We start from the raw sequence: 20,685 nt of genomic DNA, 5'->3' as shown, positions 1-20,685 counted from the left end.
GGTTCCTCCTGGACGAGCGCGACAATTGCCGTCGATGTAATCGACGCGGGGCTAGCTTAGGCTATCCATAGCGCCGGCACCGGGCCGTGTCCCGGTTCTCGCCAGAAAGGCTCGTCGATGCCCCTCGCCACGATCAATGGGATTCAGCTGAATTACCAGGTCAAAGGCTCAGGAGACCTGGTCGTCCTGATCATGGGGACCGGCAGCCCCGGTCGGGTGTGGGACCTGCATCAGGTCCCCGCGCTGCTGGCCGCGGGATATCGCGTGTGCACCTTCGACAACCGCGGCATCGCCCCGACCGACGAGTGCGCGGACGGCATCGCCATCGAGGACATGGTCGCGGACACCGCGGCGCTGATCGAGCACCTCGGGGGCCCGGCCCACGTGATCGGTACCTCGCTCGGCGCCCGTGTCGCGCAGGAGCTCGCCCTCTCTCGCCCCGAGCTGGTGCGCAAGGCCGTCTTCCTCGCCGCGCACGGTCGCCGGGTCGCGCTGCAGAAGGCGTTGTCCGAGGGAGAGCGGGAACTCGACGCGCAGGGCATCACGTTGCCTGCGAGCTACCGGGCCGCGATCACCGCGGTGCTCAACCTCTCGCCCGCCTCGCTTGTGGATCAGATGGCGGCCCAGGACTGGCTGGACATCTTCGCCTTCTCCAAGGCCGAGACCAGCCGCGGCGTGCGCGCCCAGCAGAACCTGGACGACTTCGGCGACCGCCTCGCGGCCTACCGCCGGATCACCCGGCCCTGCCTTGCGATCGGGTTCGCCGACGACCGGTTGGTGCCGCCGCACCTGGCCGCCGAGGTGGCCAAGGCCATCCCGGGGGCGAACTACGTGGAGCTGCCCGACTGCGGCCACTACGGCTATCTCGAGCGCCCGGACGCGGTGAACTCCGCGATCCTGGACTTCCTCACCGGCTAGCTCTCACGAGTTGGGCCAGGCGATCCCACGCTGGGGACGAGGCTCCTGGCTGGGACAGTGCCGCCAACCGGGCGATGGTCGGGTTGTGGACGGGGCGGGTCTCGGATCGGCTGTCGTGGTTGGCGAACCAGTCCCGGGTACGGTCCGCGAGGGCGGGCAGGCGGGGATCGTTCGGCGACCAGTCGTACGCGGCGTCGTGTTCGAGGTAGACGACGCGGAAAGCGGGATCGGTGATGAGCTCGCGCTTTTCGGCGAGCCACACGGCGGCGTCCTCGGGTGAGGCTGTCTGCATGAGGATCCAGCCGTCGCGTTCCAGGCGCAACTGGCGTTCGCTGACGCCGAGTTCACGCAGATCGCCGAGATAGTCGGCGACTTCAGGAGAGACGAAAAGCCGGTCGCCGCCGCGCAACTGGGCGAGTTGATCGCGGGTTCGCCGCAGCTGCGCGATGCGGTCTCGGAGGTTGCGATCGACCTCGGCAATGGCTGCGGTGAGCGCATCCGAGCCGCCGTCGAGGAGATCCTTGATGCGGGCCAGTGGCACGCCCGCATCGGCCAGCGTCCTGATCTTGACGAGGTCGATGGCGTCTTGGGCGGTGTAGCGCCGGTAGCCGGACGAGTCGCGATCGGGCTCTGCGATCAGACCCCGCTCGTGATAGTGGCGAATGGCTTTGGTGGTCACCCCGGCGTAGTCCGCGAGCTGGCCGATCGTGATCATGCCGGTCATCCTTCCACTCGGTGCTCACGACGCGGGAACGGTCAGTCCCACTGCTCGTCCGCCAGCGAGGCGACCGGCTGGGGCTTGCCGATCAGGGCAAGGGCGATGAAGAAGTTGATCTGGCCGATCGCGATGGTGAGGGTGGCCAGCGCCTTCTCGTCGTAGTGCCGGGCCGCCTCCGTGTACAGCTCGTCACTGACGCGCTCCTTGCCGTTCGGGGCGGGCTGGAGGACCGCCTCCACCAGGGCAAGCGCTGCTCGCTCGGCCTCGGTGAAGTACGGGGCGTCCTGCCAGGACGACACGGCCGTGATGCGCTCCTCGGACTCGCCGGCCTTACGGAGGAAACCGGTGTTCAGGATGGTCAGGTAGGTGTTGCCGACGATCTGTCCGGCGCGCAGGTGGACCAGGCTCATCGTGGCGCGGGGGACCGACTGGTTGCCCGTGGCACGGAACAGGGCGGCGCTGATGTCCTTCAGCTCCGGCACGAACTCGCCGGGGTTGGGCATCCGCGAGATGGAGGTGGTGTTCGTCATGGTTGCTGCTCTCTTTCGGTTGGCGTCTACACATCACTGACAGACGGGGCGGCAGGAATGTGACATTGGGCCTTCGGTTCGTCGGTTGCGGACGGTCAGGCCCGTCGGGTCAGGCGGCCGCCGCCGTTGCGGAAGCGCGCCTGGCCGTTGCGGACGTCGTGGTAGGAGACGAGCAGCAGTCGCAGGTATCCGTCGAACGCCTCGAGTGGGTATCCGGCGGGTGCGAAAAGGCCGGGCCGGATCGGCACGTAGCGCTGCGGCGGGGCGGAGGTCATGCCGCCGGCGAACTCGGTGAAGATCCGCTCCTGCGACTCGTCCGCCGGTTCGTAGGTCACCCGCTCCTCCAGCTGGCCGTCGACGATGCTGACGTCGACGCGGAGCTGATCGGAGCGATAGGTCCCCACGTACGGGGTGAGGTCGACGTCCTGCTCCAATTCGGTGATCAGCGTGGGGATCTGGACGCCGAGATGCTCGCTCAGGAGCCACTGCAGGATCTGGTCCTGCAGCATGATCGCCCCAGGCGTGTTGCCGAAAGCGGTGAAGACCAGGTCGCGTTCGGGCACGACGCACAGGATGGACACGCCGCCCGGCGACGCGCCCGACATGGCGAGGACGGTCGTGTCGCCGAACGGGTACAGCACCCAACCCAGGCCGATCGGCGGGACGTTCGGGCTGGCCATGTCGTGGGCGACCTGCTGCATCAGCGCGGTCGACTCCGCCCGAGAACCCGTGTGCCGGTGGGGGACACCCCACCCGCGAGGTGGGTGCGTCCGAAGGCGAGCAGGTCGGCGATGGTCCCGATCGGCGTGCCGCCTGCAGGCCCCCAGGTGTCGGGCAGTGTGAACATGGCGGTGGGCTCGGCCGCCATCGTCTCGAGGTCATTGAAGTGGCCGACCGCGGTGCTGCGCAGGATGGCCTGCTCGGCCGAGGTGCTGGAGTACTGCATGCCGACCGGTGCGTAGATATCGCGCTCGAGCAGGTCGGGGAAGGTCCGGCCGGTCACCACTTCCAGTAGGCGCCCCGCAACGATCATGCCGCCGTTGGAGTAGCTGAGCTGCTCGCCGGGTTCGAACAGGGTGCCGCAGCTGCTCGCGAGGCCGTCGGCGTAGGTCTTCAGGGCGTCGCGCCCCTTGGCGTCGGGGAAGAACAGGTCCGCGTCGATGCCGTTGGTGTGCGAGATCAGGTGCCGGACCAGGATCTTGTCCGCCTCGCCCGGTGCGGTCAGGGCGAAGTCGGGCAGGTAGGTCACCACCGGCAGGTCCAGTTCGAGGAGTCCTCGCTCGACCTGTTGGAGGACCAGCGTGGTGGTCAGGACCTTGGTGACGGAGCCGAAGAGGAATCCGGTGTCCTCGAGCATCAGTGCGCCGGTGGCGATGTTCGCGGTGCCGTGTGCGACGACGATCTGCTCGCCGGCGTGGTAGACACCGGCGACGAAACCGGGGACGTTGTTCGACTCGCAGTAGGCGGCGGCCTGCTCGCGGATCCGGGCTTCGACGGTGTGCAGTGCGGTGTTGGTCATGGATTCATCGTCTGACCTTGCCCCAGGGGCAAGGTCAAGCCCCGAACCGAGAAACCCTGCGAGGACCGGGTAGTTTGTCTACCCTAAGGGTAGATAGCCTATCCTAAGGTCCGAAATCACGGCGACGACCGGCGCCGCGCGACGAAGATCGGACCTGTATGTCTTCTCCCTCGGACTCGACGGCTCTCCCGCACGCCACCGGCCAGTGGCTTCCCGTCACCGCCGCCCAGTCCGAGGTGTGGGTCGCGCAGCAGCTCACCCCAGCCAGCCCGGCCTACAACATCGCCCTCACCGTCGAGGTGAACGGACCGCTCGACATCGCCCGCGCGGTCGAGTCCGTGTACATGACCATCCGGCGCGCCGAGGCGCTGCACGTGCGGTTCGCGGTCGGGGCGGACGAGGTGCTGCGGCAGCAGCGGCTCGATCCGGAGGGGTGGACCCTGCGGATCGTCGATCTGCGCGGCCGGCCGGATCCCCTCGCCGCCGCGCGCGCGTGGGTCGAGAACGACATGCAGACCGTCGCCGAGCTCGAGAGCGACGAGCCGCTGTTCACCCAGGCGATCCTGCGGATCGACGACGAGCTCACCTGGTGGCACCAGCGGTACCACCACAGCATCATCGACGGGTACGGCATCGTGCTGCTGGTCGCCGAGGTCGTCGGCAGGCAGGAACACCCGGAGCTGCTGTTCGACGAGCAGGACTGGTCGCTGCAGACCGCGATCGACGCGGATGTCGAGTACCGCGAGTCAGGGCGGTACGCGGCGGATCGTGAACACTGGCTCGAGTCGCTGGCCGACGCCCCCGAACCCCCTGTGCTGCTGCCGCCTTCGCCGGACCCCACCGCGCCGCCGATCAAGGCGACCGTCGAACTCGACCCGGAGACCGTTGCCGGGCTGTTCCGGTTCGCCGACGCCCAGGACATCCGGCGCACCCGGATCCCGTTCGCGATGATCGCCGCCTATCTGCACCGAGTCAGCGGGCAGACCGACCTGATGCTGTCGGTGCCGCTAACCGGCCGCACCGGGCGGGCGCTGCGGAGCCTGCCGTCGATGGCCTCGACCATCCTGCCGATGCGACTGCGGGTGGACGGCGACAGCACGCTGGCGGCACTGGCGGCACACATCGACAAGGGGCTGGTCGGGCTGCTCCGGCACGGCCGCTACCGCGGTGAGGACCTCGCCAGGGAGATGCGTGCGCTCGACCCGTCCCGGCGCGTGTTCGGCCCCGGCGTGAACATCGTGATGTTCGAGCATCCCATGACCTTCGGCGGCAGCCCGGCGTCCGCGCAGAACATGGTCACCGGCGCGATCGGCGAGTTGGACTTCACCGTGCAGGGCGGCCAGGAGGGCCAGTCGATCAGGATCGACCTGCGCGTCGGTGCGGGCCTCGAGGACGAACTCGAGCGGCACCGTGTGCAGTTCACCGAATTCCTCGGCCAGCTCGCGGCCGCGCCCGAGGCCCCGGTCTCGCGGTTCGACGTGCTGTCGGATGCGCAGCGGCGCCAGGTGCTGGTGGACTTCAACGACACCGCCCGGCCGCAGCCCAGCCACACCGTGCCCGAACTGTTCGCCGCTCAGGTCGCGGCGACCCCCGACCGGGAAGCGCTGATCGCGGGCGACGTCCGGCTCAGCTACCGGGACCTCGGGGCGCGGGTGAACCAGCTCGCCCGACACCTGGCCGAGCGTGGACTTGCGCCGGAAGAAGTTGTCGCGGTCGGTGTTCCGCGCTCGGCCGAGATGGTCGTGGGACTGCTCGCGGTGATGGCCGCGGGCGGCGCCTTCGTGCCCCTCGACCCGGCCTGGCCGCAGGACCGCCGCGACCAGGTGCTCGCCGACGCGGGCGCTCGACTGGTGCTCACCGGACCGGGCGGGGTGCAGGCCTCACCGGACGCCGCGGTCGCAGTGGACCTGGCCGACTGGGCGCACGCGGGGCAGTCTGCGGATCCTCTCGGCACCGAGATCGAGGGCAGGTCGCTGGCCTACGTCATCTTCACCTCCGGTTCCACCGGCAGGCCCAAGGGCGCGATGATCCGCCACGAGGCGATCTGTGCCCGGTTGCAGTGGCAGGTCGAGGAGGTGCTCGGGTTCGGTGTCGACGATGCCTCACTGTTCAAGGCGCCGCTCTCCTTTGACATCTCGGTCAACGAGATCCTGCTGCCGCTGGTCTCAGGTGGCCGGCTGGTGGTCGCCGAGGCGGGCGGCGAGCGCGACCCGCATTACCTGCTCGATCTCATCGAACGCGAGCGGGTCACCTTCGTGTACCTGGTCTCCTCGATGCTCAGCGTGCTGCTGGACCTGGCCGAGGGCGGTCGTTCGCTCGACGGCCTCCGGCACGTCTGGTGCGGCGGCGAGGTGCTCACCCCGGAACTGTTCGACCGCTTCCGGCGCAGGCTCAGCACCACCCTCTACCACGGCTACGGCCCCGCCGAGGCGACCATCGGTGTCTCCCATGTGATCTACCGCGACCGGGCCGAGCGGATCGCGTCCTCGATCGGAAGGCCGAACCCCAACACCCAGCTGTACGTGCTGGATTCGCAGCTGCGGCCGGTGCCGCCAGGAGTCGGCGGCGAACTGTATGCAGGCGGCTACCTGCTCGGCCGCGGCTACGTCGGCGCCGCCGCCCTGACGGCCTCCCGGTTCATCGCCAATCCCTTCGCCGAGGACGGGTCCCGGCTCTACCGCACCGGCGACCTCGCGCGGTGGGCGGAGGACGGCAGCCTCGACTTCATCGGTCGCGCCGACAACCAGGTCAAGATCCGCGGCATGCGCCTCGAGCTCGAGGACGTCGAGGCCGCCCTCGCGTCGCACCCGGGCGTTCGTGACTGCGCGGTGCTGGTGCGCGAGAACAACGGATCCAAGTACCTTGCGGGCTACGTGGTCTCGCATGCGGACCACCCGGCGCTGACGTCCGACGAGGTGCGGGCCTGGGCGGCGGCCAAGCTGCCCGAGTACATGGTGCCCACCGCCGTGCTGGTCCTCGACCAGTTCCCGTTGACCGCGAACGGCAAGCTGGACCGGCGGGCGCTACCGGAACCGGACCTGCGCGCCGCGCTGCCAGGGCTGGCTCCGCGCACCGAGCGCGAGCGGCAGCTGTGCGCCATCATCGCCGGGGTGCTCGGCGTCGACAGTGTCGGCGTCACCGACGACTTCTTCGCGCTCGGCGGTGACAGCATCGTCGCCATCCAGCTGGTGAACCACGCTCGCGGTGCCGGCATGAGCTTCAGTGCCCGCGAGGTCTTCCAGTTGCGCACCGCGGAGGCCCTCGCCCGCGAGATCGAGGGCCGCGCGGAGGCGTTGGTTGACCGGCTCGACGAGCCCCTCGGCGAGGTCCCCGCGACGCCGATCATCGCGCACACCAGCGAATCCGGCGAGGCCATCGCCCGGTTCCACCAGTCGGTGCTCGTGCAGACGCCGATCGGGTTCCACGCGGACGCGGCGCGCGCGGCGCTGGCCGCGGTGATCGAGCGCCACGATGCGCTGCGCGCCGCGCTGGTCCGCGGTGAGCGCTGGGCGCTGTCGGTGCCCGAGGCCGCGGCCGCGACGGACCTGCGCGTGGTCGACGCGGAGCGCCTGTCCGCGGCCGAGCTGGACGCCGTGGTTTCACGCGAAACAATCGACGCCGCAGCGCGACTCGACCCCGACGCGGGCGTGATGGTGGCGGCGGTCTGGTTCGACGGCGGGGCGGACCGCCCGGGCCGGCTGTTGCTGGTGGTGCACCACCTGGTGGTGGACGGCGTGTCCTGGCGGATCCTGCTCGAGGACCTGGCCAGGGCGGGATCGGCGGCGACGGCGGGCATTCCCGTCGACCTGGCCCCGGTGGGCACCTCGCTGCGCCGGTGGTCCCAGCTGCTGTCGGAGCGGGCCGAATCCGGTGCGTTCGACGGCGAACTCGACCACTGGCTCTCGGTGTCGCGGACGCCGGACCCCACGCTCGGCTCCCGCGCGCTCGACCCGGCGCTCGACCGTTGCGGCGCAGCCGAGTCGATCACCGTGAGTCTGGCGCCCGAGTTCACAGGGCCGCTGCTCGGGGCCGTGCCCGCCGCGTTCGGCGGTCAGGTCGGCGACGTGCTGCTCACCGGACTCGCCGCCGTGCTGGCGAACTGGCGCGGTGGGGCCGGTTCCGGCGCTGGTTCATATGACAGCCAGGTGGTCATCGACCTCGAGGGCCACGGCCGCGAGGAGGACGCCGCGGGCAGGCCGGTCGACCTGGGCTGCACGGTCGGCTGGTTCACCAGCCTGTACCCGGTCCGGATCGACGCGGGTGCGCTCGCGGACGGCCTCGACCCGGCCGTGCTCGGCGCGGCGGTGAAGACGGTCAAGGAGCAGCTGCGGGCGGTGCCCGGCAACGGCATCGGCTACGGCGCGCTGCGATACCTGAGCCCCTCGGGCGCCGAGCTGGCAGGCGGCGTCACCCCGCAGGTGCTGTTCAACTACCTGGGCAGGGTTTCCGCGTCCCAGGGCGCGGACTGGCTGCCGATCGCGATGGACGGCGCCAACGACCCCGATGCGCCGATGGGCCACGCCATCGAGTTCAACGCGATCGCGGAGGACGGGCCCGATGGGCCGACCCTGCGCACCACCATCACCTGGGCGCCGGGGTTGTTCCCCGCGGCTCGGATCGCCGCCCTGTCCGAGGCCTGGACCGCGGTGCTGCGTGTGCTCGCGGCGAGCGCCCCGTTCGGCGGCCACACCCCTCGGACTTCCCGCACGCGCGGCTGGGCCAGGCGGACGTGGACCAGCTCGAGGTCGCGGCCGCCGACCTGGTCGACGTGCTGCCGATGACCCCGCTGCAGGAGGGCATCTATTTCCACAGCGCGTTCGAGACCGAGCACTCCGATCCCTATGTGGTGCAGCAGATAATCGAGCTGACCGGTCCGGTGGACCCGCAGGCGCTGCACACCGCGCTGCAGACGGTCGTGGACCGGCACGCGGCGCTGCGCACCGGGCTGCGGGCGGTGTCCGACGGCCGCGTGGTGCAGGTGGTCTCCGGCGAGGCCCGGGTCCCGATGGATGCGGTGGACCTGCGTGGGCTGGGTGCCGACGAGGTCTCGTCCCGGGTCCGGCAGATCCTCGCCGACGAGCGGGTGCGCGGGTTCGACCTCGAGCAGGCGCCCCTGCTGCGGTACGTGCTGGTGCTCGTCGGACCGGATGAGCACCTGTTGCTGCAGTCGATCCACCACATCGTCGCCGACGGCTGGTCGGTGCCGGTGATGCTGCGCGAGCTGATGGCGCTGTACGCGCCCGCGGGTTCGGCACCGGTGGCGCTGCCCGCCCCGGAGCCGTACCGGAACTACCTGGGCTGGTTGGGCTCCCGTGATCGGGAGGCATCGATCGAGGTGTGGCGCGCCGCGCTCGACGGTGTCGACGAGCCGACCGGGCTCAGCAAGGCCGAACGCGGCACCGAGGTCGGCGTCCGCGAGGTCAAGGTCAACCTGTCGGCGGCGCAGACGGCGGACCTCATCGCGTTCGGTCGCGCCCGCGGATTGACGCTGAGCACCCTGGTGCACGGCGCATGGGGCCTGCTGCTGGGCCGGCTCACCAAGCGCCGCGACGTGCTGTTCGGCTCGACGGTGTCCGGACGCGGCGGCGACCTGCGCGGTATCGAGACGATGGTCGGGTTGTTCATCAACACGGTGCCCGCTCGATTGCGGTACCGCGCCGAGGAATTCGCCGCGGAGGCGCTGACGCGTTGGCAGGACGAGCAGTCGAGGCTGCTCGAGCACCAGTACATCGGCCTGAGCGAGCTGCGCAGGCTGACCGGTCTGCAGGAGCTCTTCGACACCTTGGTGGTGTTCGAGAACTACCCGATCGGCGAGGGCGCCGTCGCCGACCCCACCGGTCGGCTGGAGATCACCGGCATCACCTTCGAGGAGAACCCGCCGTACCCGGTGACGCTGATCGTCGCGCCCGGCGACGAGCTGCGGCTCGAGGTCAAATACCAGGCCGCGGTGGTCGACTCGGCAACGGCGAACCGGTTGGCCGATGGCATGGTGTCCTTCCTCGGCGAGCTGGTGCGCGACGGCGACCAGCCGATTTCCGCACTGGCGCTGGTGACCGCGGCCGAGCGGGACGAGCTGGAGGCGAGCTGGGCCGCGTCCCTCGGATCCGCCGAGGACCGCACCCTCACCGACCTGCTCGACGAGCAGGCCGCCCGGACCCCGGAGGCGGTCGCCGTCGAGTTCGAGGGACGGTCGCTGACCTATGCCGAACTGCATGCGCGGGCGAACCGGCTGGCGCGAGACCTCGTCGACCGCGGGGTGGGACCGGAGTCGCTCGTCGGCGTCGCGCTCGGACGTTCGCTCGAACTGGTGGTCGCGCTGCTGGCGATCGGCAAGGCGGGCGGCGCGTACCTGCCGCTCGACCTCGACTACCCGGCCGACCGGTTGTCGTACATGCTGGCCGACGCCGAGCCCGTGTGCGTGCTCACCGACGGCGGACCGTTCGACACCGTGCTGCCGGTGCTGACGGTGGATCTGTCCGAGCCGCTGGGGGATTCGGGTGTGTTGCCGACGGTCGCCAGGGCCACGGCAGGCAATCCCGCGTACGTCATCTACACCTCGGGTTCGACCGGCAGGCCCAAGGGCGTGCTGGTGCCGCACGAGGCCATCGTCAACCGGCTGCTCTGGATGCAGTCCGAGCACCCGCTTGCGGTCGGGGAGCGGGTGCTGCAGAAGACGCCGTCGAGCTTCGACGTCTCGGTGCCGGAGTTCTTCGGGCCGTTGATCGCCGGGGCCACCGTGGTGTTGGCCCGTCCCGGAGGGCACAAGGATCCGGCGTACCTCGCCGGCCTGATCGCCGAACGCGGCATCAGCCGTGCGCATTTCGTGCCGTCCATGCTGGACCTGTTCCTGGCCGAGCCGGGCGCCACCGCCTGCACCGAGCTGCGGGTGGTCGGCTGCTCGGGTGAGGCGCTGTCCGCCGCGTCGGCCCGGCGCTTCGCCGAGGTGCTGCCGGGTGTGCGGCTGGACAACCTCTACGGACCCACCGAGGCCGCGGTCGAGGTGAGCTACTTCTTCGGGGCGCAGGAGGTTTCGTCGGCGGCGCTCAGCGTGCCGATCGGCGCGCCGGTCGCGAACACCCGCCTGTACGTGCTCGATCAGTACCTGAACCCGGTGCCGCCGGGCACCGAGGGTGAGCTGTACCTGTCCGGGCCGCAGCTGGCCCGCGGCTACCTGGGCCGCGCCGCGCTGACCGCGGACCGGTTCGTGGCCGACCCGTTCGTCGCAGGCACCCGGATGTACCGGACCGGTGACCTGGTGCGGTCAGTCGACGGCGAACTGGACTACGTCGGCCGCGCCGACGACCAGGTGAAGCTGCGCGGCTTCCGGATCGAGCTCGGCGAGGTCGAGGCCGCGCTGCTGGCCGATCCGTCGGTGGCCCAGGCCGCCGTCCTGGTGCGCGAGGACCGCCCCGGCCAGCAGCGTCTGGTCGCCTACGTGGTGCCCTCCGGGCCCGTGCGTACTTCCGGTGTCCAGGGGGACCAGAAGTACGCACAGGCGCTGGCGGTCTTTTTGCCAGCGCATATGGTGCCCAGCGCCTTCGTGGAGCTCGATGCCTTGCCGCTGAGCCCGAGCGGCAAGCTGGACCGCAAGGCACTGCCCGCGCCGGACTTCTCCGCCGCGGTGTCGGCACCCGCCTCGAGCACGGGCACCGAGGGGCGCATCGCCGCCCAGTTCGCCGAGGTGCTCGGCCTGGACCGGGTGGGACCGGGCGACGACTTCTTCACCCTCGGCGGCGACAGCATCCTGGCGATCCGGCTGGTGAACCTGGCCCGCCGCGACGGTGTCACGCTCACCCCTCGCCAGATCTTCGAGCAGCGCACCCCGGCCGCGATCGCGCGGTTGGTCGGCGAGGCGGACCCGGTCGCTGAGGCCGCCACGCCCGACGCACCCGTGGCCGACGGCATCGGCGAGGTCATCCCGCTGCCGGTCGTGCACCGGCTCTCCGAATGGTCCGGCGGCACCGACCGTTTCAACCAGGCCGTGCTGCTGCACACCCCGGCGGGCGCCGACGCGCGCGGCCTGATGGCGGCGCTGCAGGCACTGCTCGATCACCACGACGGCCTGCGTGCCCGCCTGACCCGGCACGCGCCAGGCGTGTGGTCGACGGTGACCACCGAACCCGGTTCGGTGAGCGCCGAGGCCCTCTTCACCACCGTCGACGTCCGGGATCCGGAGTCCCTGCGCGACATCGTCACCGAGCACTCCGAGGCGGCGACCGAGCGTCTCGACCCCGAGTCGGGCGTGATGGTGCAGGCGGTGTGGTTCGACGCAGGACCGGAGACCATCGGCCGCCTGTTGATGGTCGCGCACCACCTCGTGGTGGACGGGGTGTCCTGGCGGATCCTGCTCGAGGACCTCGCGATGGCGAACGTGGCGTCGGCATCCGGTCAGGATGCGGCGCTCGACCCCGTCGGCACCTCGTTGCGTGGGTTCGGCCGGATCGTCGCCGAGCAGGCCCAGGGCGCCGAGCGTCTCGCCGAGCTGTCCCACTGGACCGCCGTCACGGCACCAGGAGCGGCGCTGGTGCCGGAGGTCAGCGGTCACGCGACCATCGGAACCGGCTCCCAGCACCGGGTTTCGCTGTCCGTGGACGAGACCGCTGCCGCGCTGACGACAGTGCCCGCGCTGGCGAATGCCGACGTGACCGACGTGCTGCTCAGCGCGCTGCGGATCGCCGTGAGCCGCTGGCACCGTGACACCGGCCGCGCCGCCTCGGACCTGCTGGTCGACCTGGAGCGACACGGCCGCGAGGAGCTGACGTCGGGTGTTGACCTGTCCCGTACCGTCGGCTGGTTCACCAGCATCAGTCCGGTCCGACTGCGGGCGGGCGAGCGACCGCTGGACGTGCTCAAGGACGTGAAGGAGCGGCTGCGGGACGCGCCCGACGGCGGCATCGGCTTCGGCATGCTGCGGTACTCGAACGCCCGCACCGCCGGCCTGCTCGCCGCCCGCGCGGAGTCGCAGGTCCTGTTCAACTACCTGGGCCGGATGCCGTCGGCCGATCTCGGCATCGCGGTCCCGTGGGCCCCGGCGCCCGAGACCGATGCGCTGTCAACCGATCCCGATGCCGACATGGGCGGCCCCTACCAGCTGATCGTCAACGCGATCTGCGAGGACACCGCCGAGGGCCCCGTACTGACCGCGGTGTTCGGCCGCTCCGACCTGGGGCTGACCGAATCCGACGGTGAGGCGCTGAGTCAGGGCTGGGCCCAGGCGGTGCGCGAGCTCGTCGAGACCGCCTCGCGCCACGACGGGCCCGGCGTCCTGACGCCATCCGACGCGCCGCTGGTGGCGCTGACCCAGGACGAGCTGGACCTGATCGCCGAGCGCAGCCCCGCCGGGGTCGACGCGGTGTGGCCGCTGTCCCCGCTGCAGGAGGGCCTGTACTTCCAGGCGACCTTCGACGAGGGCGCCGACATCTACACCGCTCAGTTCTCGCTGGACTTCGAGCATCGCCTCGACGTCGAGCGGCTGGCCGCGGCGCTGCGCACCCTGCAGCGCCGGAACCCGACGCTGCGTGCGGGATTCCTCAGCGACGGCCTCACCACGCCGGTGCAGTTCATCACCGCCGACCTCGACGTCCCGATCGCCCTGTTCGACCTGCGCGAGCTGGCGGAGTCCGAGCGCGACGCCCATGCCGCCGAGCTGATGGCCACCGACCGGCTCGCCCCGTTCGACCTTGCGGCGCCGCCGCTGTGGCGGGCGATGGTGATCCGTCTCGACGACGACCGCGACCGCCTGGTGGTCAACCGGCAGTTCCTGCTCTGGGACGGCTGGTCGAACGGCATCGTCGTCAGTCAGCTGCTGGCGCTCTACGAGTCCGCGGGTGACGACAGCGGGTTCCCCACCGCGACGGGCGGTTTCGACGACTACCTGGGCTGGCTGCGCGACCGCGACAGCGAGTCGGGGAAGGCGGAGTGGCGGCGCGCCCTGGCCGGTCTCGAGGAGCCGACGCTGCTGGGGTCGGCCGTGGCCGGGGCGCCCGCGTTGCCCGGCCGTCGCGACACCGTGCTCACGGCGGAGCTCAGCGAGCGACTGCGGGCCAGGGCATCGGCGAGCGGGGTCACCTTCAACGCCGTCCTCAGCGGCGCGCTGGCGCTGGTGCTCGGTGCGGCGACCGGTCGTGACGACGTCGTGTTCGGCATCACCGTTGCCGGCAGGCCCCCCGAGGTCGAGGGCCTCGACACGGTGGCCGGACTGTTCCTCAACACGGTCCCTGTCCGCACCACGCTGCGTCCGGCGGAGCGGGTGGAGGACCTGTTGCGGCGCAGCCAGTCCGAGCGTCTCGGCCTGATGCCGCACGACTATCTCGGACTGGCCACCATCGGACGCGAGTCCGATCACCGCCAGCTCTTCGACGTGCTCTACGTGCTGCAGAACTTCGTCGACGAGAACCAGGTGTCGGCTCTCAACAGCGCCCACGACATCAGCGGCGGCGACAGCGTCGACCACACCCACTACCCGCTGACCGTGGTGGTGACACCCGGCAACCGGGTGAAGATCAAGTTCGAGTTCCGCCCCGAGGCGGTGGCCGAGGCGACCGTCGAGTCGATGCTGGCGCGGTTCGTCGGGCTGCTCGAACTGTTCGCCGACGACGTGTCCGCGCCGGTCGGGTCGCTGGACCTGTCGCTACCCGGCGAGCGCGCGGCGATGGCGTCCCGCTGGGCCGAGCGGGAGCTGCCCGAATCCACCATCGCGGACCTGTTCGCGGAGGCGGCCGCGCGTACCCCGGACGAGGTCGCGCTGGTCTTCGGTTCGGAGTCGGTGACCTACGGGGACCTCGACGGCCGGATCAACGCGATGGCCCGGCTGCTGCTGGCACACGGCGCCGGCCCGGAACGGATTGTGGCGCTTGGCCTGCCGCGGTCGATCGAGATGGTGGTCGCGCTGTTCGCGGTGCTGCGCACCGGGTCGGCGTACCTGCCGCTCGAGCTGGACCACCCGGCGGAGCGACTGGTCGGGATGCTCCAGGATGCGCGCCCGGTGGCCCTCGTGACCACCGCCGCGGTCCGCGAGACCCTCGCCGGTTTCGAGGGTGAGGCGATCGTCCTCGAGGGGGGCGAGGCACCCGGCCACGGCACCGGACCGTTGACCGATGCCGAGCTGGGCGGCTTCGCTCCCGGTACTCCCGGGCGGCTGGACCACCCGGCGTACGTCATCTACACCTCCGGCTCGACCGGCAAGCCGAAGGGCGTGGTCACCGGCTACCGCGGCCTGACCAACATGCAGTTCAACCACCGCGCGGAGATCTTCGACCCGACGATTTCCATGACCGGCGGCCGACGCCTCCGGATCGCGCACACGGTGTCGTTCGCCTTCGACATGTCCTGGGAGGAGCTGCTCTGGCTCGTCGAGGGACACGAGGTGCACATCTGCGACGAGAACCTGCGCCGCGACGCGGAGGCCCTTGTCGCGTACTGCAACGCGCACGCCATCGACGTCGTCAACGTGACTCCGACCTACGCGCAGCACCTGTTCGAGGAGGGCCTGCTCGGCGACGGTCCTGCCGAGCACCGGCCGCCGCTGGTGCTGCTCGGCGGCGAGGCGGTGCCGGATTCGGTGTGGAGCAGGCTGCGGGACACGGAGGGGACGTTCGGCTACAACCTGTACGGCCCCACCGAGTACACGATCAACACGCTCGGCGGCGGCACCGCGGACTCCGCGACGCCCACTGTCGGGAAGCCGATCTGGAACACCAGGGCCCACATCCTCGACTCGTGGCTGCGTCCCGTCGCGGACGGGGTGGCAGGCGAGCTGTACATCGCGGGCATCGGCCTGGCCCGCGGCTACCTGGACCGCTTCGGCCTGACCGCCGAGCGCTTCGTGGCCGACCCGTTCGCTGCGGGCGGCCGGATGTACCGCACCGGCGACCTGGTGCGGCGCGGCGGAGACGGCAACATCGACTTCCTCGGCCGCACCGACGACCAGGTGAAGATCCGCGGTCACCGCGTCGAGCTGGGCGAGATCGAATCGGTCCTCGCCGGCCTCGACGGGGTGCGGCAGTGCGCCGTCATCGCGGCGCCAGGCCCCGGCGGCGTCAAGCGGCTGGTCGCCTACGTGGTGCCCTCCGGGCCCGTGAGTGGTTTCGGCCCGCAGGAGGGCCAGAAGTACTCACAGGCGCTCCGCGCCTCGTTGCCGGACTACATGATTCCGGCGGCCTTCGTGCCCACCGAGACCTTGCCGATGACGGTGAACGGCAAGCTCGACGTGCGGGCGCTGCCGCCGGTGCCGGACGCGGTCGGTTCGGGCTCACGTCCGCCCGCCGACCACATCGAGCAGGCGCTGTGCGAGCTGTTCGGTGAGGTGCTCGACGTCAGCGCACTCGGCGTCGAGGACAGCTTCTTCGACCTCGGCGGCCACTCGTTGCTGGCGACCAGGCTGATCAGCCGGGCCCGGTCGGCGCTGTCGACCGAGCTGACCATGCGGGACATCTTCGAGGCGCCCACCGTGGCGGAACTGGCGGAGCGGGTCCGCGCGCGGGGGCAGGCTGTGCGCCCGGTACTGGCGCCCGTGGTCCGGCCGGAGCACCTGCCGATGTCCTCCGCGCAGCAGCGGCTCTGGCTGATCCAGCAGATCGAGGGGGACTCGGCCGCGTACAACTTCCCGATCGTGTTGCGCCTCAAGGGCGAGCTCGACGCCGAACTGTTCGCGACCGCACTCGCGGACGTGGTCGCCAGGCACGAGTCGCTGCGCACCGTGTTCGGCGAGGTCGACGGACTGCCCGTGCAGCGGATCCTCGACGAGGCGACCCCGGAGCTGACGGTGGTGGACGGCACGGAGACCGAGATCGCGGGCCTGGTCCGCGGCGCCGTGCTGCGGCCCTTCGACCTGACCCGTGAGATCCCGGTGCGCGGCACCGTGATCCGGCTGGCCGCGAACGATCACATCCTCGCGCTGGTGCTGCACCACATCGCCACCGACGAGTGGTCGGACCGGCCGTTCCTGCGTGACCTGATGCTCGCCTACGCCTCCCGGGCGCACGGGCAGGCTCCGCAGTGGGAGCCGCTGGCCGTGCAGTACGCGGACTACACGCTCTGGCAGCGCGAGTTGCTCGGCGACCCAACGGACCCGGATTCGGTACTGAGCGAGCAGCTCTCGTACTGGGAGCGGACGCTGTCGGGTGCGCCGGAGGAGCTGACGCTGCCCACCGATCGGGCCAGGCCCGCGCGACCGAGTTTCGCGGGCGGGGCGATCGAACTGGACCTGGACCCGCGCACCACCGCGGCGCTGCGGGTGCTGGCCGCCGACAGCGGAGCGAGCATGTTCATGGTGCTGCACGCCGCCGCCGCGGCGCTGCTGCACCGCATCGGCGCAGGCGAGGACCTGCCGCTCGGTGCGCCCATCGCGGGCCGCACCGAACAGGGCCTCGACGAGCTGGTCGGGTTCTTCGTCAACACGCTGGTGCTGCGCACCGACGTGAGCGGCAACCCGACGTTCGGCGAGCTGCTCGGCCGGGTCCGTGAGCTCGACCTCGCGGCGTTCACTCACGCCGACGTCCCGTTCGAATCCGTTGTCGAGCGCCTGAACCCGGCCCGCACGCTGGCCAGGAACCCGCTGTTCCAGGTGATGGTCGGCTACCACAGCCGGGCCGCCGACATCACCGAGCTGGGCGGGCTGACACTGGAGCCAGTACCGCTGCAGGAGCGGACCGCCAAGTTCGACCTGGTGTTCAACTTCACCGAGTTCCTGCCCGCGGCAGCGGGTTCGGATCCCGGCGACGGCAAGATCTCGCTGCGCCTGGAGTACGGCGCGGACCTGTTCGACCGGTCCACCGCCGACGCGATCGCGCACCGTCAGCTGGCGCTCCTCGACGCCGTCGCGCAGGAGCCGTCGACGCCGATCGGCGCGGTCGACGTGTTCCTGCCCGGCGAGCGGGACCTGGTGCTGGTGGACTTCAACGACACCCGCCGGGAGGTGCCGGAGGAGACCCTCGACGCCTCGTTCGCGCGCTGGGTCGCGGCAACGCCGGACGCGGTTGCCGCGCTCGACGAGCACCACAGCGTCACGTATGCCGAGCTCGACGAGCGGTCCGACCGGATCGCCGCGGTGCTCGCCTGCCGCGGCGTCGGCGCGGAATCGGTGGTGGGCCTTGCCGTGCCGCGCTCGGTGGACATGGTCGCCTCGGTGCTGGCCGTCCTCAAGCTGGGTGCGGCCTACCTACCGCTCGACCTCAGCCACCCCGCCGACCGGATCTCGTACATGCTGGTCGACTCGAACGCGGGGGTGCTGCTGAGCACCGCCACGGAGTCCGCGCGGATCGAGGAGGTGCCGGGCCTGCGCCGGGTCCTGCTCGACGGGCCGGATGTGGTCGCCGAACTGGCCGCGGCATCGAGGCCGCAGGCCGTGGTGCCCGCGGGCATCGACCACGCCGCCTACGTCATCTACACCTCCGGGTCCACCGGCAGGCCGAAGGGCGTGGTGGTCTCGCACGAGGGCATCTCCAGCCTGGTCGCCACCGCCGAGGACCGGATGCGGCTGATCCCGGGATCGACCGTGCTGCAGTTCGCCTCGGTCGGGTTCGACGTCGCGGTGTTCGAGCTGTCGATGGCGCTGTGCACCGGGTCGCGCCTGGTGATCGTGCCGGACCGCTCTCGGGTCGCTGGCCCGGAGCTCACCGATTTCATGCACGAGCACGAGGTCACGCACGCGATCATCCCGCCGTCGCTGATGGCCGCGCTGCCGCCGGGTGCCCTGGTGCCCGCGGGCTGCACGGTCCTGGTCGGCACCGAGACCGTGCCGCCGGACCTGATCGGGCGGTGGGCGGAGCGGCTGAACCTGCTGGCCGCCTACGGCCTCACCGAGGCAACCGTGAACAACACCCTGTGGCAGGCGCAGCCGGGCTGGAACCAGGCCGTGCCGATCGGCATCCCGGACCCCAACGAGCAGGCGTTCATCCTCGACGCGCGACTGCGACCGGTTCCGGTCGGCGTCGCGGGCGAGTTGTACATCGCCGGCCGCGGGCTGGCCCGCGGCTACCTCGGCAAGCCGGCGCTGACGGCGGGGCGTTTCGTCGCCAACCCGTTCGGCCCCGGCCGGATGTACCGCACCGGTGACCTGGCGCGCTGGCGGGCGGAGGGCAACATCGACTTCCTCGGCAGGGTCGACGACCAGGTGAAGATCCGGGGCTTCCGCATCGAGCTCGGCGAGATCATCGCGGCGCTGGCGGACAGCCCGGGCGTCAACCAGTCCGCGGTGGTCACCGACCGGGACGGGTCGATCGCCCGGCTGATCGGGTACGTGGTGCCGCATGAGGGTGCGGTGGTCGATCCGGCCGCGGTGCGCGCCCACGTGGCGTCGTCGCTTCCGGACTACATGGTGCCGAGCGTGGTCATCGTGCTGGACGGGCCGCTGCCGCTCACGCCGAACGGCAAGCTGGACCGCAAGGCGCTGCCCGCGCCGGACTGGTCGGAGCTGACCGGCGACGTCGCGCCGCGGACGCCGAGGGAGCGGGTGATCGCGGACCTGTTCGCGGAGATCCTGCACCTGCCCTCGGTCGGTGTGCACGACAACTTCTTCGACCTCGGCGGTCACTCGATGGCCTCGATGCAACTGGTCGGCCGGGTGCGCACGGAACTGGGTGCCCAGCTGAGCATTCGGGAGGTGTTCGACGCACCGACGGTCGCGGAGCTCGCCGAGCTGACCGAGGTGGACAACGGTGAGGGCAGGCCGGCCCTGCTCGCGGGTGCGCCCCGCGACGGCGCCGCGCCACTGTCTCCGCCGCAGCGCAGGCAGTGGCGGATGTACCGGGAGTCGCCGACCGCCAGCCACGCCCTCTCGCTCTACCCGGAGCGTCGACTCGACGCCGAGTCGCTGGCGTTGGCGCTCGACGACGTGGTCTCGCGGCACGAGCCGCTGCGCACGGTGTTCTTCGAGCGCGACGACGAGGTGTTCGGCCAGGAGGCGGTGCGTCCGCAGGTCGGGCTTGTCGACGTCGGCGACGGCGATCTGCACGCGCGGGTCTTCGAGCTGGCCCAGCAGCCGATGGATCTCACCGAGGAGGCACCGCTGCGGGTGCAGCTCGTGGAGGACTCGTCGGGTCGCCAGGCCCTGCTACTGGTGATGCACTACCTGGCCGTCGACGAGTGGTCCGTGGTGCCGTTGCTCGGGGAACTGCTCGCCGGCTACCTGGCGCGGCAGGCGGGACATGCGCCCGAGCTGCCGCAGCTGCCGGTGACCTACGGCGACTACGAGCTGTGGTCGCGGCAGGTGCTCGGCGATCCCACCGACGAGTCGAGCAGGCACGCAAGGCAACTCGCGTACTGGCGGGATCGGCTGTCCGGCGTCCCTGAGGCCCTGGCCATGCCCGGCGAGCGGCCGGGCGGTCCCCGCCGCGGCGACGTGGTGCCGCTGCCGATCGACGAGTCACTGCATCGTGAGATCGACGCGCTGGCCCGCCGGACCGGCACCTCGATGTTCATGGTGTTGCAGTCGGCACTGGCCGTTGCGCTCACCGAGGCCGGTGTGGGCGAAGACCTCCCGATCGGGGCCCTGGTCGCAGGCAGGACCGAGGAGGCGCTGGCCGGGTTGATCGGTTGCTTCTTCAACACGGTGGTGCTGCGGACGGACACCTCGGGTGAACCGACCTTCGCGGAGTTGCTCGCCCGGGTCCGGGAGAGCAACCTGTCCGCGCTCGAGCATCAGGATGTCGGATTCGACGACGTGGCAACCGATCTCGGCGGTGATGCGCTGCGGCCTCAGGTGATGGTGGTGCACCACGAACAGGCGCGCCTCGGCGAGGTGGACGGGGTCTTCGGAGGGCTGCTGCCGGTCCCGGTGGGGAGCCGGTGTCGGACCTGACGCTGAGCTTCTACGAGCCGGTGGGGGAGGGCCCCGTGCACGCCTACCTCGGCTACCGGGCGGACGTGCTCGAGCCCGCCGTCGCGTCCGCGCTGGCGGACCGACTGCTGGCCGTGCTCGGCGCCGCGTGCGCCGACGCGGATCGCCGGATCGGGGTGATCGGGTGATGACCCGCCCCGCCACCCGAATTAGGGTAGGCTGC

The 20,685-nt window shown here is 71.0% G+C and carries 5 protein-coding genes and 1 pseudogene; 2 read left to right on the top strand and 4 right to left on the bottom strand.

The window, feature by feature from the left end:
- The first annotated feature begins 117 nt into the window (after positions 1-117).
- Positions 118-918, top strand: a complete 801-nt coding sequence (locus BTZ20_RS22545) for an alpha/beta fold hydrolase (protein WP_077042883.1) — start codon at positions 118-120, stop codon at positions 916-918.
- Here BTZ20_RS22545 and BTZ20_RS22540 read toward each other — a convergent pair.
- The 4 genes from BTZ20_RS22540 to BTZ20_RS28630 all read right to left on the bottom strand — a co-directional run bounded on the left by BTZ20_RS22540 (position 908) and on the right by BTZ20_RS28630 (position 3,685).
- Positions 908-1,633 (bottom strand): MerR family transcriptional regulator, encoded by a 726-nt coding sequence (locus BTZ20_RS22540; protein ID WP_077043912.1) that lies wholly within the window; start codon positions 1,631-1,633, stop codon positions 908-910. The two genes, BTZ20_RS22545 and BTZ20_RS22540, sit on opposite strands and share 11 nt — an antisense overlap.
- Before the next feature lie 41 nt (positions 1,634-1,674).
- Positions 1,675-2,166 (bottom strand): carboxymuconolactone decarboxylase family protein, encoded by a 492-nt coding sequence (locus BTZ20_RS22535; protein WP_145982397.1) that lies wholly within the window; start codon positions 2,164-2,166, stop codon positions 1,675-1,677.
- A gap of 95 nt (positions 2,167-2,261) precedes the next feature.
- The gene (locus tag BTZ20_RS28635; RefSeq protein WP_223263475.1) at positions 2,262-2,867 is read right to left on the bottom strand and encodes a hypothetical protein; all 606 of its coding nucleotides are present in this window, start codon (positions 2,865-2,867) and stop codon (positions 2,262-2,264) included.
- Positions 2,867-3,685 carry a serine hydrolase domain-containing protein gene (locus BTZ20_RS28630; protein ID WP_223263474.1) on the bottom strand — a complete coding sequence of 273 codons (819 nt, stop codon included), beginning with the start codon at positions 3,683-3,685 and terminating at the stop codon, positions 2,867-2,869. Before BTZ20_RS28630 ends, BTZ20_RS28635 begins: the two co-directional genes overlap by 1 nt.
- 158 nt (positions 3,686-3,843) lie before the next feature.
- Between BTZ20_RS28630 and BTZ20_RS22525 the strand changes: the two are divergent.
- Positions 3,844-20,650 (top strand): annotated as a pseudogene (locus tag BTZ20_RS22525) (amino acid adenylation domain-containing protein).
- The last annotated feature ends 35 nt before the right edge of the window (positions 20,651-20,685 follow it).

This window comes from Rhodococcus sp. MTM3W5.2, from assembly GCF_001984015.1.
Taxonomy (GTDB): domain Bacteria; phylum Actinomycetota; class Actinomycetes; order Mycobacteriales; family Mycobacteriaceae; genus Rhodococcus_G; species Rhodococcus_G oryzae.
This window is presented reverse-complemented; position numbering and strand designations above follow the sequence as displayed.